This window comes from Siphonobacter aquaeclarae (assembly GCF_900103285.1).
Taxonomy (GTDB): Bacteria; Bacteroidota; Bacteroidia; order Cytophagales; family Spirosomataceae; genus Siphonobacter; species Siphonobacter aquaeclarae.
This window is the reverse complement of the sequence record NZ_FNGS01000007.1, coordinates 238425-250782: the sequence shown is the minus strand read 5'-3', so window position 1 is coordinate 250782 and position 12358 is coordinate 238425. Positions and strand designations below refer to the sequence as shown.

Here is a 12358-nt window from a genome sequence, read left to right as displayed (position 1 = left end):
TATCTCAAAGAGCGTCCCGGAAAGCTCCGGGACGGGGAATTAGTTATTTTTTTACACGGACCATAGCTCCGTCGCGGAGGCCGTCCGAAGGATTCATGACCAGGCGCTCGTCGCCCTCCAGCCCTTCCAGGATTTCCAGGCTGGTACCGAAGTCGCGGCCGATGGTGATCGGCGTCATGTGAACCTGATTATTGGCCGAAACCACGACTACGCGGGGACCTTCGGGCGTAATGAGAAGGGTATTGGCAGGAATCCGCACCGGAGGATGCGCCGAACGGACGTCGAGCGTAACCTGACCGTAGAGACCAGCTACCAGATCGCCTGAGCGGTTCGGGATGGCTACTTCCGTCAGCAGGGTCCGGGACGAGGCGCGCAGCGTTCCGGATGTACGGACTACCTTGCCGGTGAACGTCTTGCCCAGCTCCGGAATTTTGACCGTAGCCGGCAAACCGATACTCACCATCTGGAAATACGTCTGCGGAACATCAATATACACACGAAGCGTATCGAGCTGGGATACCGTAAAGAGCGGCATATTTCCCGTATTGATGAGGGCTCCTACTTCCACGCTCCGCGCCGTCACGATGCCATTGAACGGCGCCCGCACTTCCTGAAGTGCCTTCAGCGCTTCGAGGCGTTGCAGGCTTGCCCGGCCGACTTCGAAACTGGCCTGGCGGTTATCCACATCCTGTTGGGAAACGGCACCGGGAAGGGTGACACTCTTGACACGGTCGAGGTTGACCTGCGCCAGTTTCAGATCGGCTTTGGCTTTCAGAATGTCCTGATCGAGTTCGGGAGCCTCGACAGTTGCCAGCAGGCTGCCGCGCCGTACTTTCGATCCGATATCAACGAGGCGTTGGCGCAAAAAACCTTGTGTACGGGCAAATACCTGCGTTTCGCGGTAGGGCATGATCTGTCCGGGAAGGGTCAGACCGGTGGTATCGAGGGAGCGCTTCGCGACGATGACGTTGACCAGCGGCAGCCGGTTCGACGCGGCATCACTTTCCGCGTGCAATTCCTGCTGATTCTTCACCCGGGGCAGAATTCCTACGAAGAAAAACAGTGCCAGTAACCCCACCGGAACAAGCCAGATCCAGAAACTTTTCTTTGGTTGCATTATGTGATCGTGTTTACAGTTGTCAGTCTTCGGTTTTCTGTTCTCCGTCACTGAAAACGAAAAACAGAAAACCGTAAACCGGTTAAATTTCCATTTCAGCCAATTCCTTTTCTTCCGCGATTTCCTGCTCGGTCCGGTTCTTCGCCAGGTAGCTGAAGACGATGGGTACGAAGAGCAGCGTCGTAAACGTAGCCAATACCAGCCCGCCGATTACCGCGCGGCCCAGCGGCGCATTCTGCTCGCCGCCTTCTCCCAGACCGAGAGACATCGGCAGCATCCCGATGATCATCGCCAGCGCCGTCATCAGAATCGGACGCAGACGGGTCCGGCCGGCATCGAGCGCAGCTGCCATCGGGCTCATGTGGTGGTGGAAGACCTGCTCCTGCGCAAATGATACCAGCAGGATGGAGTTGGCCGTTGCCACCCCGACGCTCATGATCGCTCCCATAAGCGAAGGAATACTGAATGTCGTCTGCGTCAGGAAGAGCAGCCATACCACGCCGCACATCGCTCCCGGCAGTGCCGTGATGATGATGAAGGGATAACGGAACGACTGGAAGTTCACGACCATCAGCATGTAAACAAGGACAGCGGCAAAAATCAGCCCGAGTCCCAGACGTGAAAACGCCGAGTTCATGCTTTCCACCTGTCCGCGGACTTCGATCTTGTTACCCGGCTTGAGTTGGCTCTGGTATTCCTTGATGATAGACGTAATCGCAGTCGACACGCTGCCAAGGTCGGTACGCTCGACCGAAGCATAGACATCGTACATCGGTTGTGTATTGAGGCGGTTGACGACCATCGGGGCAGTCCGCCGTTCGATACGGGCGACGTTGGCAAGCGACTGGGGCGTGAGCTCGCCGGTATTCGTCACCAGCGGCGTCTGCATCAGCTTGTCCAGGGTATTGAGTTTATAGGGAGGCGTCTGAACCGCAACAAGGTACGGGAAACCCGTCACCGGATCCGGCCAGAAGTTGGGGCTTACCTGCGTGGTACCGCTCATGGAAATCATCATGTTGGTAGCCACTTTGCCTTCGTTCAGGCCAAGCTGATTGGCCCGTTCCCGGTCGATGTTGACAAACAGTTCCGGCGCACTCATGACCTGGTGCAGGTGAACGTCCACCGCACCCGGAATTTTCGAGACTTTATCCCGGATTTCCTGCGCAATACGGGCGTTGTTTTTCCGGTCGAAACCGGTTACCTGAATATCAATCGGCGACGTCAGACCGAAGTTGAGAATTTGTGAAACGATATCTGCCGGCTGGAAGAATATCGTTACGTCCGGCAACTCCTCAGCCAGCCGTGCGCGAAGCTTGCGGACGTACTCGCCTGTCGGCTTCGATTTTTCCTCCGAAAGTGCTACCAGCAGCTCGGCATCTGCCGAACCGATCGACGAGTTATCCTGGAAAACGAAGTTGTAGCTTTCGCTCGTCAGACCGATGTTGGCGATCACCGTGGAGATTTCATTGGCCGGGATCGTTTCCCGGATGATTTTATCCACCTTCGTCGCGATGCGCTCGGTTGCTTCCAGACGGGTACCCGCCGGAGCGCGCATGTGGAGGCGGAACTGACCGGCGTCGACCGTCGGGAAGAAATCCCGACCGACATAGGGTACCATAAATGCCGTCCCAATGATTACGACCAGGAATACCGCGAAGACCGTCTTCCGGTGTGCCAGGTTCCATTCCAGCACGCCGGCATACCGCGACTGAAACCGCTCAAAGCCCCGGTTGAAGCTCAGGTAAATCCGGCGGAAGGCGTTCGGACGTTTTGCATGACCATTCGATTCGTGCTGGTGCTCGGCTTTCAGCAGCATATCTGCCAGCGTCGGAACGAGCGTCCGCGACAGCAGGTAGGAAGCCAGCATCGCAAATACCACCGACAGGGCCAGGGGGCCGAAGAGGAAACGCGCCGGCCCTTCGAGGAAGAGCACCGACACGAATACAATACAAATCGTCAGGGTAGCGACGAGCGTTGGCGTGGCAATCTGGTGCGCGCCGACCATAATCGCCCTTCGCAGCGGCATACCGAGTTCCTCATTCCGGTGAATGTTCTCAATCGTCACCGTGGCATCATCGACCAGAATCCCGATGGCGAGAGCCAGACCGCCGAGCGTATTGATGTTGAGGGTCTCTCCCATCAGGTACAACACGCAAAGCGACGTCAGAATCGACAAAGGGATCGAAATAGCAACAATCAATGTACTGCGCCAGCTACCAAGGAATAGCAAAATCATGGCAGCCGTCAGCAAAGCCGCAATAATACCTTCCACCAAAACCCCGTGAATAGAGGCCCGGACGAAGACCGACTGGTCAAACAGCTCGGTAATCCGAAGCGACTTGGGCGCCGCACCCCGGACAGCCGGCAGTACTTCTTTCCGGATCTTATCCACAACCTCGGTCGTAGATGCCGAACCGGTCTTGACAATATTGAGCAAAACCCCGCGGGTACCGTCCTGCTTAACGACGTTCGTCTGAACAATAGCGCCGTCGTGCACATAGGCGACATCCCGGAGGTGGACAACCACGCCGCCGGAGATGGTTTTAACGGGGATATCATTCAGCGCCGTAATGGCGTCGGGTTTGGTATTGAGGCGTACGTTGTATTCCTTGTCTTCCAGCCGGAGCTGACCGCTCGGCAGCGTCAGGTTTTGCGCGGCTACGGCATTGACCACTTCTTCCGGCGTAATACCGCGGGCGGTAAGAAGGTCGGGATCGAGGTCTACCATAACCTGGCGTGCCTTACCACCGAAAGGCTGGGACAGGCGGCTGCCCTGTACCGTCGAAATCATCGGGCGGATACGAGTGGTCACGTAGTCGGTAATCTGCGACTCCGTGAGGCTGTCAGAAGAAAGGCCCAGCTGCAGAATCGGAACGTCCGTCGCGTTGTACCGGACAATAATAGGCGGTTGCGCACCCGGCGGCATCCGGACGCGGATGGTCTGGGAAATAGCGGTAATAGCGGCAAGCGCTTCTTCGATCTTTACCGTTGGCTGGAAAAAGATCTTCAGTACGGCCACGCCGTTGTAGGTCTGGGACTCAACCCGCTGGATGTCCGAAGCGTTGTTGATGACCGATGTTTCGGAGAAGTTGGTAATCATTTTCTCCATTTCATCGGTTGAGAGGCCACGATAGGTCCAGATCACCGACACGACGGGGATGTTGATTCTGGGGAAAATGTCGGTCGGCATCTGATTGATCGACACCACTCCCCCGATAAGAATCAGCAAGGCAAGCACCGCGATGGTGAACTTACGCTGTAGGGCTAATCGAACTATCCACATAAAAAGAGGGGCTCGGGTAAGGTACTGGATGAACAAATTTCCGGGTGACCAGGATGGCCGGTGCAGGTGGCCCGCACAGGCGCCGGAAGGATTCCGGGAATCGGAGGCGTGATACCGGACTAATGAGAAAACACCAAAGAAAAGTTCAGGTACTCAGGGTTTTCCCATAAAACTCTGCAAATAATGCAATATCGGCAGAACGGAACACGATTCGTCAATGCAACCGGCGGAAGACCGGAACGGGTGCCGCGAGGCATCACCAAACGAGAAAAAAAACCGCCGATAAGTGCTTGTCAGAGGGTGTCATCCGGTCGGGAGGTATATTCAGCTTCATGAGGATGGGAAAGAAAGGATGCACAGAATTTCCTGCAAAATTTGAAAGATAGCCCATGAGATACTTTGACTTAAATCAAAAAAAAGAAGAACGACCATAAAAATTCAAACAATTCACGACCAATCGGCAAAAGGCAGCGACACCCCGGCCTGAAGCCCGGGCATCGTTTTTTTCAAAAAAAAGTTGCGGCCTCCCCCGGTAGGAATATTTTTGCCGTGGAACTGCAGACAGCAGGTATGTACCCTACGAAACCAATTTCACTGATGAAATTCAACACTTTTCTGGTCGCCGGGCTGGTAGCCATTGCTTCTCAGGTATCGGCACAGTTTACGCAGGCTCCTCTGCCCTACGGTTTTGATGCCCTGGAACCGAGCATCGACAAACAAACGATGGAGATCCACTATGGCAAGCACCACAAAGCTTATGTAGACAACCTGAACAAGGCTGTAGAGGGCAAACCGGAGGCTTCTCTGACGATCTACCAGCTCGTGAAAAAAATCAATAAAGAAACAGCTCCGGCTGTTCGCAACAATGCCGGCGGACACTGGAACCACACGTTTTTCTGGAATACGATCGGTCCGAAGCGTGGCGGCGCGCCCTCCGGTGAGCTGGGTGACGCCATTACTAAGACGTTCGGCAGCTACGATAAGTTTAAGGAAGAATTTGCCAAAGCCGCTGCCGGCCGCTTCGGTTCCGGCTGGGCATGGCTGATCGTTACGGCCGACAAGAAGCTTGCGATTGTCTCTACCCCCAACCAGGATAACCCGCTGATGGCCCTCGCCGAAACGCCGGGAACGCCCGTTATCGGTCTTGACGTCTGGGAACATGCCTATTACCTCAAGTACCAGAACCGTCGCCCCGACTATGTGAAAGCATACTGGGATGTTGTTAACTGGGAAGCAGCAGCGAAGAACTATGCTGACGCCCTGAAATAGGACGCTTTTTGTCTGGAAAAACGGCATCTCCCGAAAGTGAGATGCCGTTTTTTATGTCCGGCCCTGAAAAAGAACGTTGATACCGGCGCAACACCGGCCATACAAGGCCCGTTGGGATTGTGCCGGAAACATGCTCCCTTTGGCTCAGTTCTTTCCCGTAAGCCACTGAAAAACATGTTGAATCTCATTTCGATCTTCATCGGTATCGTCGCCTTTGTCCTTGCTTTTGTGGGACTGATACCACTCGTCGGCGTCGTCAACTGGATCGCCATTCCGATTGCGTTTGTCGGGTTGGGCATCGGCGCGCTGTCGTCTGCCAAAGGCGGCCGGAATCTCAACACGATCGTGCTGGTCGTGGCCGTTATCCGCCTGTTTTTAGGCGGGGGTTTTCTGTAGGAATTCAAGTGCCGGAATCGCTTTCAGCCTGCTCTTCACCAGTTTTCTTCCTGTTTATCGCCAAAAAAGGCGGACCGGTTACCCGGCCCGCCTTTTTCATGGCTTTTCAATCAGTATGCTTCCGCGGCAGTAGCTCCGAGGGGTTTCTGCCGGGCTTTTTCAGGGTCGTAGTTCACGAAGATATTCAGCCAGGTCCGGCGGGCCAGCCGGAAAAACCAGGGCATCAGGAGTACCAGGGAAGGTACGAGCCAGATCAGGAAGTAGTCCAGATCGGCTTTCAATACCTTGACGAAGAGGAAAAACGCCACCAGGCAGTAGAGTACGTACAGTCCGTAGCTGACGTATAAGGCTCCCCAGTAAAATCCGTTTTCCGGCACCAGGTTTTCCCCGCAGTGAGGGCAACGGGCATGCATTTTGTCAAAGTTCCGGGAAAAGGCCGTTTTGCTGACGAAAAAGTCACCTTGATGACATTTAGGACATTTGTTAAAGGCGATGCTATATAATTTACTGTGCGCAGACATGGTAGAGGAAAATCGGGAGAAAATAACTTCCTGATCTTCGGATACAAAGGTAGGGCAGCCCTCTCGCCCGCGGAAGGGATGATTAACGGGTACTATGGTACAAATCAATGATGGTCTCCGGCACGAAACTCCAGCGGTGTCAGACCGGCATGGGTACGGAAAAACCGGACGAAGTACGAGGGATCTTCAAAATGAAGCAGATAGCCGATTTCCTTTACGGACATGGCGGTATGGGTGAGCAGCCGCTTGGCTTCGATCACGAGCCGGTCGTACAACAACTGACTGGCCGTTTTTCCCAAAAGCTTTTTGCAGATATGATTCAGGTGATTGGGCGTGACGTTGAGCTGATCCGCATACGTCTTTACTTCCCGAACCGTCAGAAACTGCTGTTCGAGCAGCTCCTCGTATTGCCGGAGGCGGTCGTACGACGGCGTCGCTTCTCCCGGCCAGGTTTGCTGGTACGTCCGATTCGCTTTTTCGAGGATGATGTGCAGGTAGGACAAAAACACCTCCTGGCGTTGGGGAGCTTGCGACCGGTACTCGGCAAACGCCAGGTCGTACAGGGTCTCGAAAGCCGGATCGGGCATATCCAGCAGCGGACGGTGCTGGTGCGAGTGAAAAAACGGATAGGAAAACAGGCGCGATGAAAACCGGCTCCGGAAATACCCCGGTTCAAAAAACAGGTTGTACCCCCGGATATCGGCCGACAGCTCCCAACTGTGTACCTGCCCCGGCGTGAGAAAGTACAGCTGGCGCGGACCGACATCATACGTCCGGAAATCGATAGTATGCTTTCCGGTACCCGCCACAATCCACATCAGGAGGTAAAAAGTATGCGAGTGCGACCGGTCGATGCCTTTGAAATCCCGGACCAGCTCTTCCAGGCGGGTCATGTAAAAAGGCGCTTCGGGTTCGTGATGCGGAAACGCTCTGAGGTTATACGTCGGGAGTTCGGGATGCATGCGGTTCAGGAAACCCGGGCAAACTAGGAAAGTCCCGGAGATTAAACAATCCCGAAATAGTTACTTTTGCAGAAACCAACTAACTACTTCAACAACATGGCAGAGGCAGGTACCTTACTGGACGCGATCCCTTCGCTGGATCTGGCCGACTTTACCTCCGGCGACCCCGCCCGCAAAGCGGCGTTCGTAGCCGACCTCGGAGCGGCGTTCAATAATATCGGGTTCGTCGCGATTAAAAACCACGGATTGACGCCCGAGTTGCAGGATAAGCTATATACCGCCGTAAAAGGCTTTTTCTTTACGGAGGAAAGTTATAAACGTCAATATGAAATTCCGGGTATTGCCGGGCAGCGCGGATACGTCGGCAAAGGCAAGGAAACGGCAAAAGGTTTCAAAGTTGCGGACCTGAAGGAATTTTACCACGTCGGCCAGCCTCACCCCGAGCAGGAAGACGGCGATCCGGTATGGGAGCAATACCCGCGTAACGTTTTTCCGGATGATCGCCCTGATTTTCAAACCTATACACTCGAAACGTACCGGACATTCGAACATACCGGCAAGACCCTTCTCCGGGCTATTGCCCTCTATCTCGATCTTCCGGAAGATTATTTCGAGGACAAGGTACGCCATGGAAACAGCATCCTGCGGGCGCTGCATTACTTCCCGCTCGACCCGAACGTCGTACCGGAAGGCGCGGTCCGCGCCGCCGCGCATGGCGACATAAACCTGATTACGCTGCTGATGGGCGCCAGCGCCGAAGGCCTGGAAGTACTCCGCCGCGACGGGGTTTGGATTGGTATCACGGCTCTGCCGGATCAGATTATTGTCAATGTCGGAGATATGCTTGACCGGCTCACGAACCACAAGCTGAAGTCGACTATTCACCGGGTAGTCAATCCGCCGCGGGAACGAATGAATACGTCGCGGTTCTCGATTCCGTTTTTCATGCATCCCCGGTCGGAAATGAACCTGACGTCGCTGGAAAACTGCATCGACACCGAACATCCGAAGTTATACACCGATATGACAGCCGGAGAATTCCTTGACGAACGCCTCCTCGAGCTCGGTCTCAAAAAATAACCGTATCCCCGGCAGCAGGCCGGGGATTTTTTTGTGGCGTTTCGCGGCATACGGCGGCTGAATGCGCATCTTCATCGAATATTCCGTATTCTTGAAAAGAGAATCAGGTATCATCGCAACCTTTAACAACACACTACTATGCGCTGGATTGGTGGACGCGAAAGTGATAACGTAGACGACCGTCGCGGCAGCGGCCCGGGCGGCCTGGTCATCGGCGGCGGAATCGGCACCCTCGTCATCGCCGTGATTGTCATGTTGCTGGGCGGTGATCCTTCCGCCCTGCTCAATCAGCAGGACGGCGGGGCTCAAACCGAGCAACAGGCGCCGGTCAATAAGCAGGCCGACGATGCAGCGGCCCAGTTTACCCGGCGTGTACTTGCCAGTACGGAAGACGTCTGGACGAAACTTTTCGCCGAACAAAATGCGCAGTATGAGCCTCCGGTGCTGGTGATGTACCGCGGAGTTACGTCATCGGGTTGCGGAACGGCTCAGAAAGCGATGGGACCGTTTTACTGCCCGGCTGACCGGAAAGTCTACATCGATCTTTCGTTTTACGACGAACTCGCGGAGCAGTTTCAGGCTCCCGGCGAGCTGGCGATGGCCTATGTGATTGCCCACGAAATCGGCCACCACGTACAACATCTGCTGGGTATTACAGATAAAACCGATGCGATGCGTCAGCGGATGAGCGAGCGGGAGTACAACAAGGTTTCGGTGCGGGTAGAGCTTCAGGCCGACTATTTTGCCGGTGTCTGGGCGCATCACGCGCAGGGCCAGAGTATTTCGATTGATGAAAACGATGTGGCAGCGGCGCTACGGGCGGCCAATGCCATTGGCGACGACCATATTCAGCAGGAAACCCAGGGGCGGGTTATGCCGGATGCCTTTACCCACGGAACTTCTGCCCAACGGATGTACTGGTTTAAAAAAGGCCTTCAGAGCGGAGATATCAACCAGGGGAATACGTTCAATACGCAGGAAGATGCGGGATTACAATAAGAATACTTCTTTAACAAAAGCGGCACTGCCAGTTGGCAGTGCCGCTTTTGTTTGTGCCGCCCTTACCGCTCTTCGGGATGCCGTGCGGAACATCTCACAGAGCGGGGGAGCGATGCTACATCACCAATCTTCTCGTCCATTCCCATACACTCAACAGCCTCACAACAGTCAGCGAAACGCCGAAGGTAAAGCCTGCGATCAGCCCGATTTTGATTGCAGCCGGTGCGGTTGTAGCCGGATATACCAGGTCATACCCCAGTTGCACGAATACAAAATGACAGAGGTAGACGCCAAATGTCTGCGAGGATAGTTTCCGGAGCCGCGGCGAGGGAGTTACCTGGATTTGCTGCATAATCAGATAGACAGAAACCGTCATCATAAACACATTGACGCCATAGAAATACCAGATGACTTCCAGGCTGGCATAGTTTCCCGGGGAATAGTGCTGTGTCAGGACAAACCCGCCGAACGTAATCGCGAATCCGAGCAGAAACAGGGGTATTGCCACTGCCAGCGTCCGGCTCATGCTCCAGTTCAGCGGATAGCGCCTGAGGTAAAATGCCAGAACAAGGTACCCCAGAAAGCCGGAGAAGTAATAAAATGTCCCGAAGGCATTCCAGTCGCACACGCCCAGCAGGCCCGTATTCCCATAATTACCGAGGTAACCCGCCAGCGGCGCAGCCATCTTAACATAAGGCAGTACCAGGCTGATACCCCACCAACCGAGAAACCAGTGCAGGTCCCGGCGCGATGCCTGCTGCAGCCACGGGCTGATCACCGGCATGAAGAGATACAGCCCGATGAGCATATAGATGTACCAGAGGGCCGTTGTATCGTAATGGAAATTAAACAGAAAAAGGTAGAGCTTTTTGAGTGTCATGCCGACGGTATGATCGGCCGCGATCAGGTTGGGACTGACCGTCTTCATCCCCGAATGCACATAGAGGTAATACAGTACCGGCAATGCCATCGACCAGAACACGAAAGGCACCAGAATACGCTTCATCCGCCGGCCATAAAACGTGCCCATGTCTGTCTGAACCGGCAGCAGCAGCGCGCCGGAAAGCATGACGAACAACGGCACGCACGGCCGTACCAGACTTCCGATAAAAGCTCCGGAAAGAAATTCGGCCCGGTTGTTGTCGAGCTGCCCGACAAACGGATCGCAGGAGTGAGAAAGAATGACGAGAAAACACGCGGCAATGCGCAGCCAGTCGGCCCAGGCGAGCGGTTCTTTTTGCATGGTTCAGAGGTATCAAACAAAAACGGTAAACTGACAAAATAGCGTCGGTTTACCGGAATAACAGCGTAAAACATGCAAAATACCTACCTATACCTGCGAACAGGAGACGTTCTGCCGGATCTGCAATCGGGTTATCAGGGCTTGTAGTCGTTATACTCCTCCTCCGTGACACGCCCGAGCCATACCACAGCGCCGCCTTTGCTCGCGTTGGGGTTGATGGCGATGTGGGTAAACCGGCTGTCGGGAGCAGCGCCGTGCCAGTGTACGACGTCCGGCGCGATATCGACGGCATCCCCGGGATGCAGCAACTGAATCGGCTTTCCTTTTTCCTGATAGTAGCCGGTTCCGGCCGTCACGACGAGAATCTGGCCGTTGGGATGGGTATGCCAGTTGTTTCGGGCGCCGGGTTCGAAGGTAACGTCGCTGACAACGCAGTCTGCCGCCGTTCCGGCAGGGACCAGTGGCTTCACCCAGGCGGTACCGGTGAAGTAATCGGAAGGGGCCGCCGTTGCTCCTTCCGGTTGCTGAGGATGTTCCATACAAATGCTGAGTAAAAGCGCCGGCAAGAGTGCCGCGCAGAAGGTTTTGTTCATTTTTCCTTTCCTGATGGGGCAAAAGTACCGCCTCAGGCAGAAGGCCGGATAACGGCTTTCAAACAGAAAGGTATGAAATTCAAACCTTCTGCACTACCGGAAAGGCCGCTGATGTATTCTGACTACCAGTAGGTTAAATCGCTTCGCTTCTTTACTTCCGCTATTCACGTCTATCCTGAAAACAATGAAACCTTCTTTACTCGTTGACGCGCCTGTACCCGTTCGTTACAAACAGGCAGCACTGTGGACCGCCGTTATGTTTTGCTATGTATATGGCGACTATTTCTCCCTCTTTGTTCCGGGACAAATCCAGGATATGATGGACGGGAAGACCGGCGTGGGGCCTGTCAGCCCGCAGACTTTGCTGGCCTTCGCCCTGTTGATGACGCCTCCGCCGTTGATGATCTTCCTCTCGCTGGCATTGCGCGCTCCGGCCTGTCGGTGGGTCAATATTGTCTTCGGCACGCTGTACTCTCTCCTCATGCTGCTCATTTTCGCGACGACGATGCAGAAATGGATGCTGTTTTATGAGTACTATGCCCTGCTGGAAGCTATTCTGACGGGGATTGTTGTTTGGCTGGCGTGGAAATGGCCGAGAGAGTAGATTGGTTATCCGGTAGCGCTCCTTGTGATGTTCCGCGGGGCATCCCGAAGTTCAGATAATGAAAGATATCTACCTCTAACGTAATTCATCGATTCTTATAGTAGGTATCTGAGCTTTGGTATGTCAGACGGAAATGATTTTTCAGATTAAAATCTGAGATATCTGGCTTCGAGATGTCCTGCGGAACATCTCGAAGAGCGGGTCAACTAGCTGATTTCCAAATTGGTATTTGAGCTTTGATACGGCTAACAAAACTGCCTCTTCAGATTCAAATCTGAGGTATCTGGTTTC

The 12358-nt window shown here is 54.4% G+C and carries 11 protein-coding genes; 5 read left to right on the top strand and 6 right to left on the bottom strand.

Annotated features, from left to right (window positions below):
* Positions 1–43 precede the first annotated feature (43 nt).
* Positions 44–1117, bottom strand: coding sequence for an efflux RND transporter periplasmic adaptor subunit (locus BLR09_RS18945; protein WP_093205872.1), 1074 nt, complete (start codon positions 1115–1117; stop codon positions 44–46).
* A gap of 82 nt (positions 1118–1199) precedes the next feature.
* Complete coding sequence (locus BLR09_RS18940) at positions 1200–4400, bottom strand: efflux RND transporter permease subunit (RefSeq protein ID WP_093205870.1); 3201 nt, start codon at positions 4398–4400, stop codon at positions 1200–1202.
* A gap of 597 nt (positions 4401–4997) precedes the next feature.
* Between BLR09_RS18940 and BLR09_RS18935 the strand changes: the two genes are divergently transcribed.
* Entirely contained in the window at positions 4998–5669 is a 672-nt protein-coding gene (locus tag BLR09_RS18935) for a superoxide dismutase (RefSeq protein WP_093206086.1), read from the top strand.
* Positions 5670–5843: 174 nt separating this feature from the next.
* Complete coding sequence (locus BLR09_RS18930) at positions 5844–6065, top strand: hypothetical protein (protein WP_093205868.1); 222 nt, start codon at positions 5844–5846, stop codon at positions 6063–6065.
* A 110-nt stretch (positions 6066–6175) separates the two neighbouring features.
* Here BLR09_RS18930 and BLR09_RS18925 read toward each other — a convergent pair whose 3' ends face one another.
* Both BLR09_RS18925 and BLR09_RS18920 read right to left on the bottom strand, forming a co-directional pair.
* Positions 6176–6478: a DUF983 domain-containing protein gene (locus BLR09_RS18925; RefSeq protein ID WP_317039235.1), complete on the bottom strand. Its 303-nt coding sequence runs from the start codon at positions 6476–6478 to the stop codon at positions 6176–6178.
* Between the two features lie 212 nt (positions 6479–6690).
* Entirely contained in the window at positions 6691–7548 is an 858-nt protein-coding gene (locus BLR09_RS18920; RefSeq protein WP_093205864.1) for a helix-turn-helix transcriptional regulator, read from the bottom strand.
* Between the two features lie 96 nt (positions 7549–7644).
* Between BLR09_RS18920 and BLR09_RS18915 the strand changes: the two genes are divergently transcribed.
* Positions 7645–8628, top strand: coding sequence for an isopenicillin N synthase family dioxygenase (locus BLR09_RS18915; RefSeq protein WP_093205862.1), 984 nt, complete (start codon positions 7645–7647; stop codon positions 8626–8628).
* Positions 8629–8766: 138 nt separating this feature from the next.
* Positions 8767–9627 (top strand): KPN_02809 family neutral zinc metallopeptidase, encoded by an 861-nt coding sequence (ypfJ, locus tag BLR09_RS18910; protein ID WP_093205860.1) that lies wholly within the window; start codon positions 8767–8769, stop codon positions 9625–9627.
* Between the two features lie 115 nt (positions 9628–9742).
* On the opposite strand, the gene BLR09_RS18905 is transcribed toward ypfJ, so the two are convergent.
* Both BLR09_RS18905 and BLR09_RS18900 read right to left on the bottom strand, forming a co-directional pair.
* Positions 9743–10870, bottom strand: coding sequence for an acyltransferase (locus BLR09_RS18905; RefSeq protein WP_093205858.1), 1128 nt, complete (start codon positions 10868–10870; stop codon positions 9743–9745).
* Between the two features lie 134 nt (positions 10871–11004).
* Entirely contained in the window at positions 11005–11409 is a 405-nt protein-coding gene (locus tag BLR09_RS18900) for a (R)-mandelonitrile lyase (protein ID WP_218126691.1), read from the bottom strand.
* 238 nt (positions 11410–11647) lie between these two features.
* Between BLR09_RS18900 and BLR09_RS18895 the strand changes: the two genes are divergently transcribed.
* Complete coding sequence (locus tag BLR09_RS18895; protein ID WP_093205854.1) at positions 11648–12067, top strand: DUF6326 family protein; 420 nt, start codon at positions 11648–11650, stop codon at positions 12065–12067.
* The last annotated feature ends 291 nt before the right edge of the window (positions 12068–12358 follow it).

Excerpts from the sequence above, each read along its gene's own strand:
- BLR09_RS18945 (WP_093205872.1), bottom strand. The coding sequence starts at position 1,117 with ATGCAACCAAAGAAAAGTTTCTGGATCTGGCTTGTTCCGGTGGGGTTA.
- BLR09_RS18940 (WP_093205870.1), bottom strand. The coding sequence starts at position 4,400 with ATGTGGATAGTTCGATTAGCCCTACAGCGTAAGTTCACCATCGCGGTG.
- BLR09_RS18935 (WP_093206086.1), top strand. The coding sequence starts at position 4,998 with ATGAAATTCAACACTTTTCTGGTCGCCGGGCTGGTAGCCATTGCTTCT.
- BLR09_RS18930 (WP_093205868.1), top strand. The coding sequence starts at position 5,844 with ATGTTGAATCTCATTTCGATCTTCATCGGTATCGTCGCCTTTGTCCTT.
- BLR09_RS18925 (WP_317039235.1), bottom strand. The coding sequence starts at position 6,478 with ATGCATGCCCGTTGCCCTCACTGCGGGGAAAACCTGGTGCCGGAAAAC.
- BLR09_RS18920 (WP_093205864.1), bottom strand. The coding sequence starts at position 7,548 with ATGCATCCCGAACTCCCGACGTATAACCTCAGAGCGTTTCCGCATCAC.
- BLR09_RS18915 (WP_093205862.1), top strand. The coding sequence starts at position 7,645 with ATGGCAGAGGCAGGTACCTTACTGGACGCGATCCCTTCGCTGGATCTG.
- ypfJ (WP_093205860.1), top strand. The coding sequence starts at position 8,767 with ATGCGCTGGATTGGTGGACGCGAAAGTGATAACGTAGACGACCGTCGC.
- BLR09_RS18905 (WP_093205858.1), bottom strand. The coding sequence starts at position 10,870 with ATGCAAAAAGAACCGCTCGCCTGGGCCGACTGGCTGCGCATTGCCGCG.
- BLR09_RS18900 (WP_218126691.1), bottom strand. The coding sequence starts at position 11,409 with ATGGAACATCCTCAGCAACCGGAAGGAGCAACGGCGGCCCCTTCCGAT.
- BLR09_RS18895 (WP_093205854.1), top strand. The coding sequence starts at position 11,648 with ATGAAACCTTCTTTACTCGTTGACGCGCCTGTACCCGTTCGTTACAAA.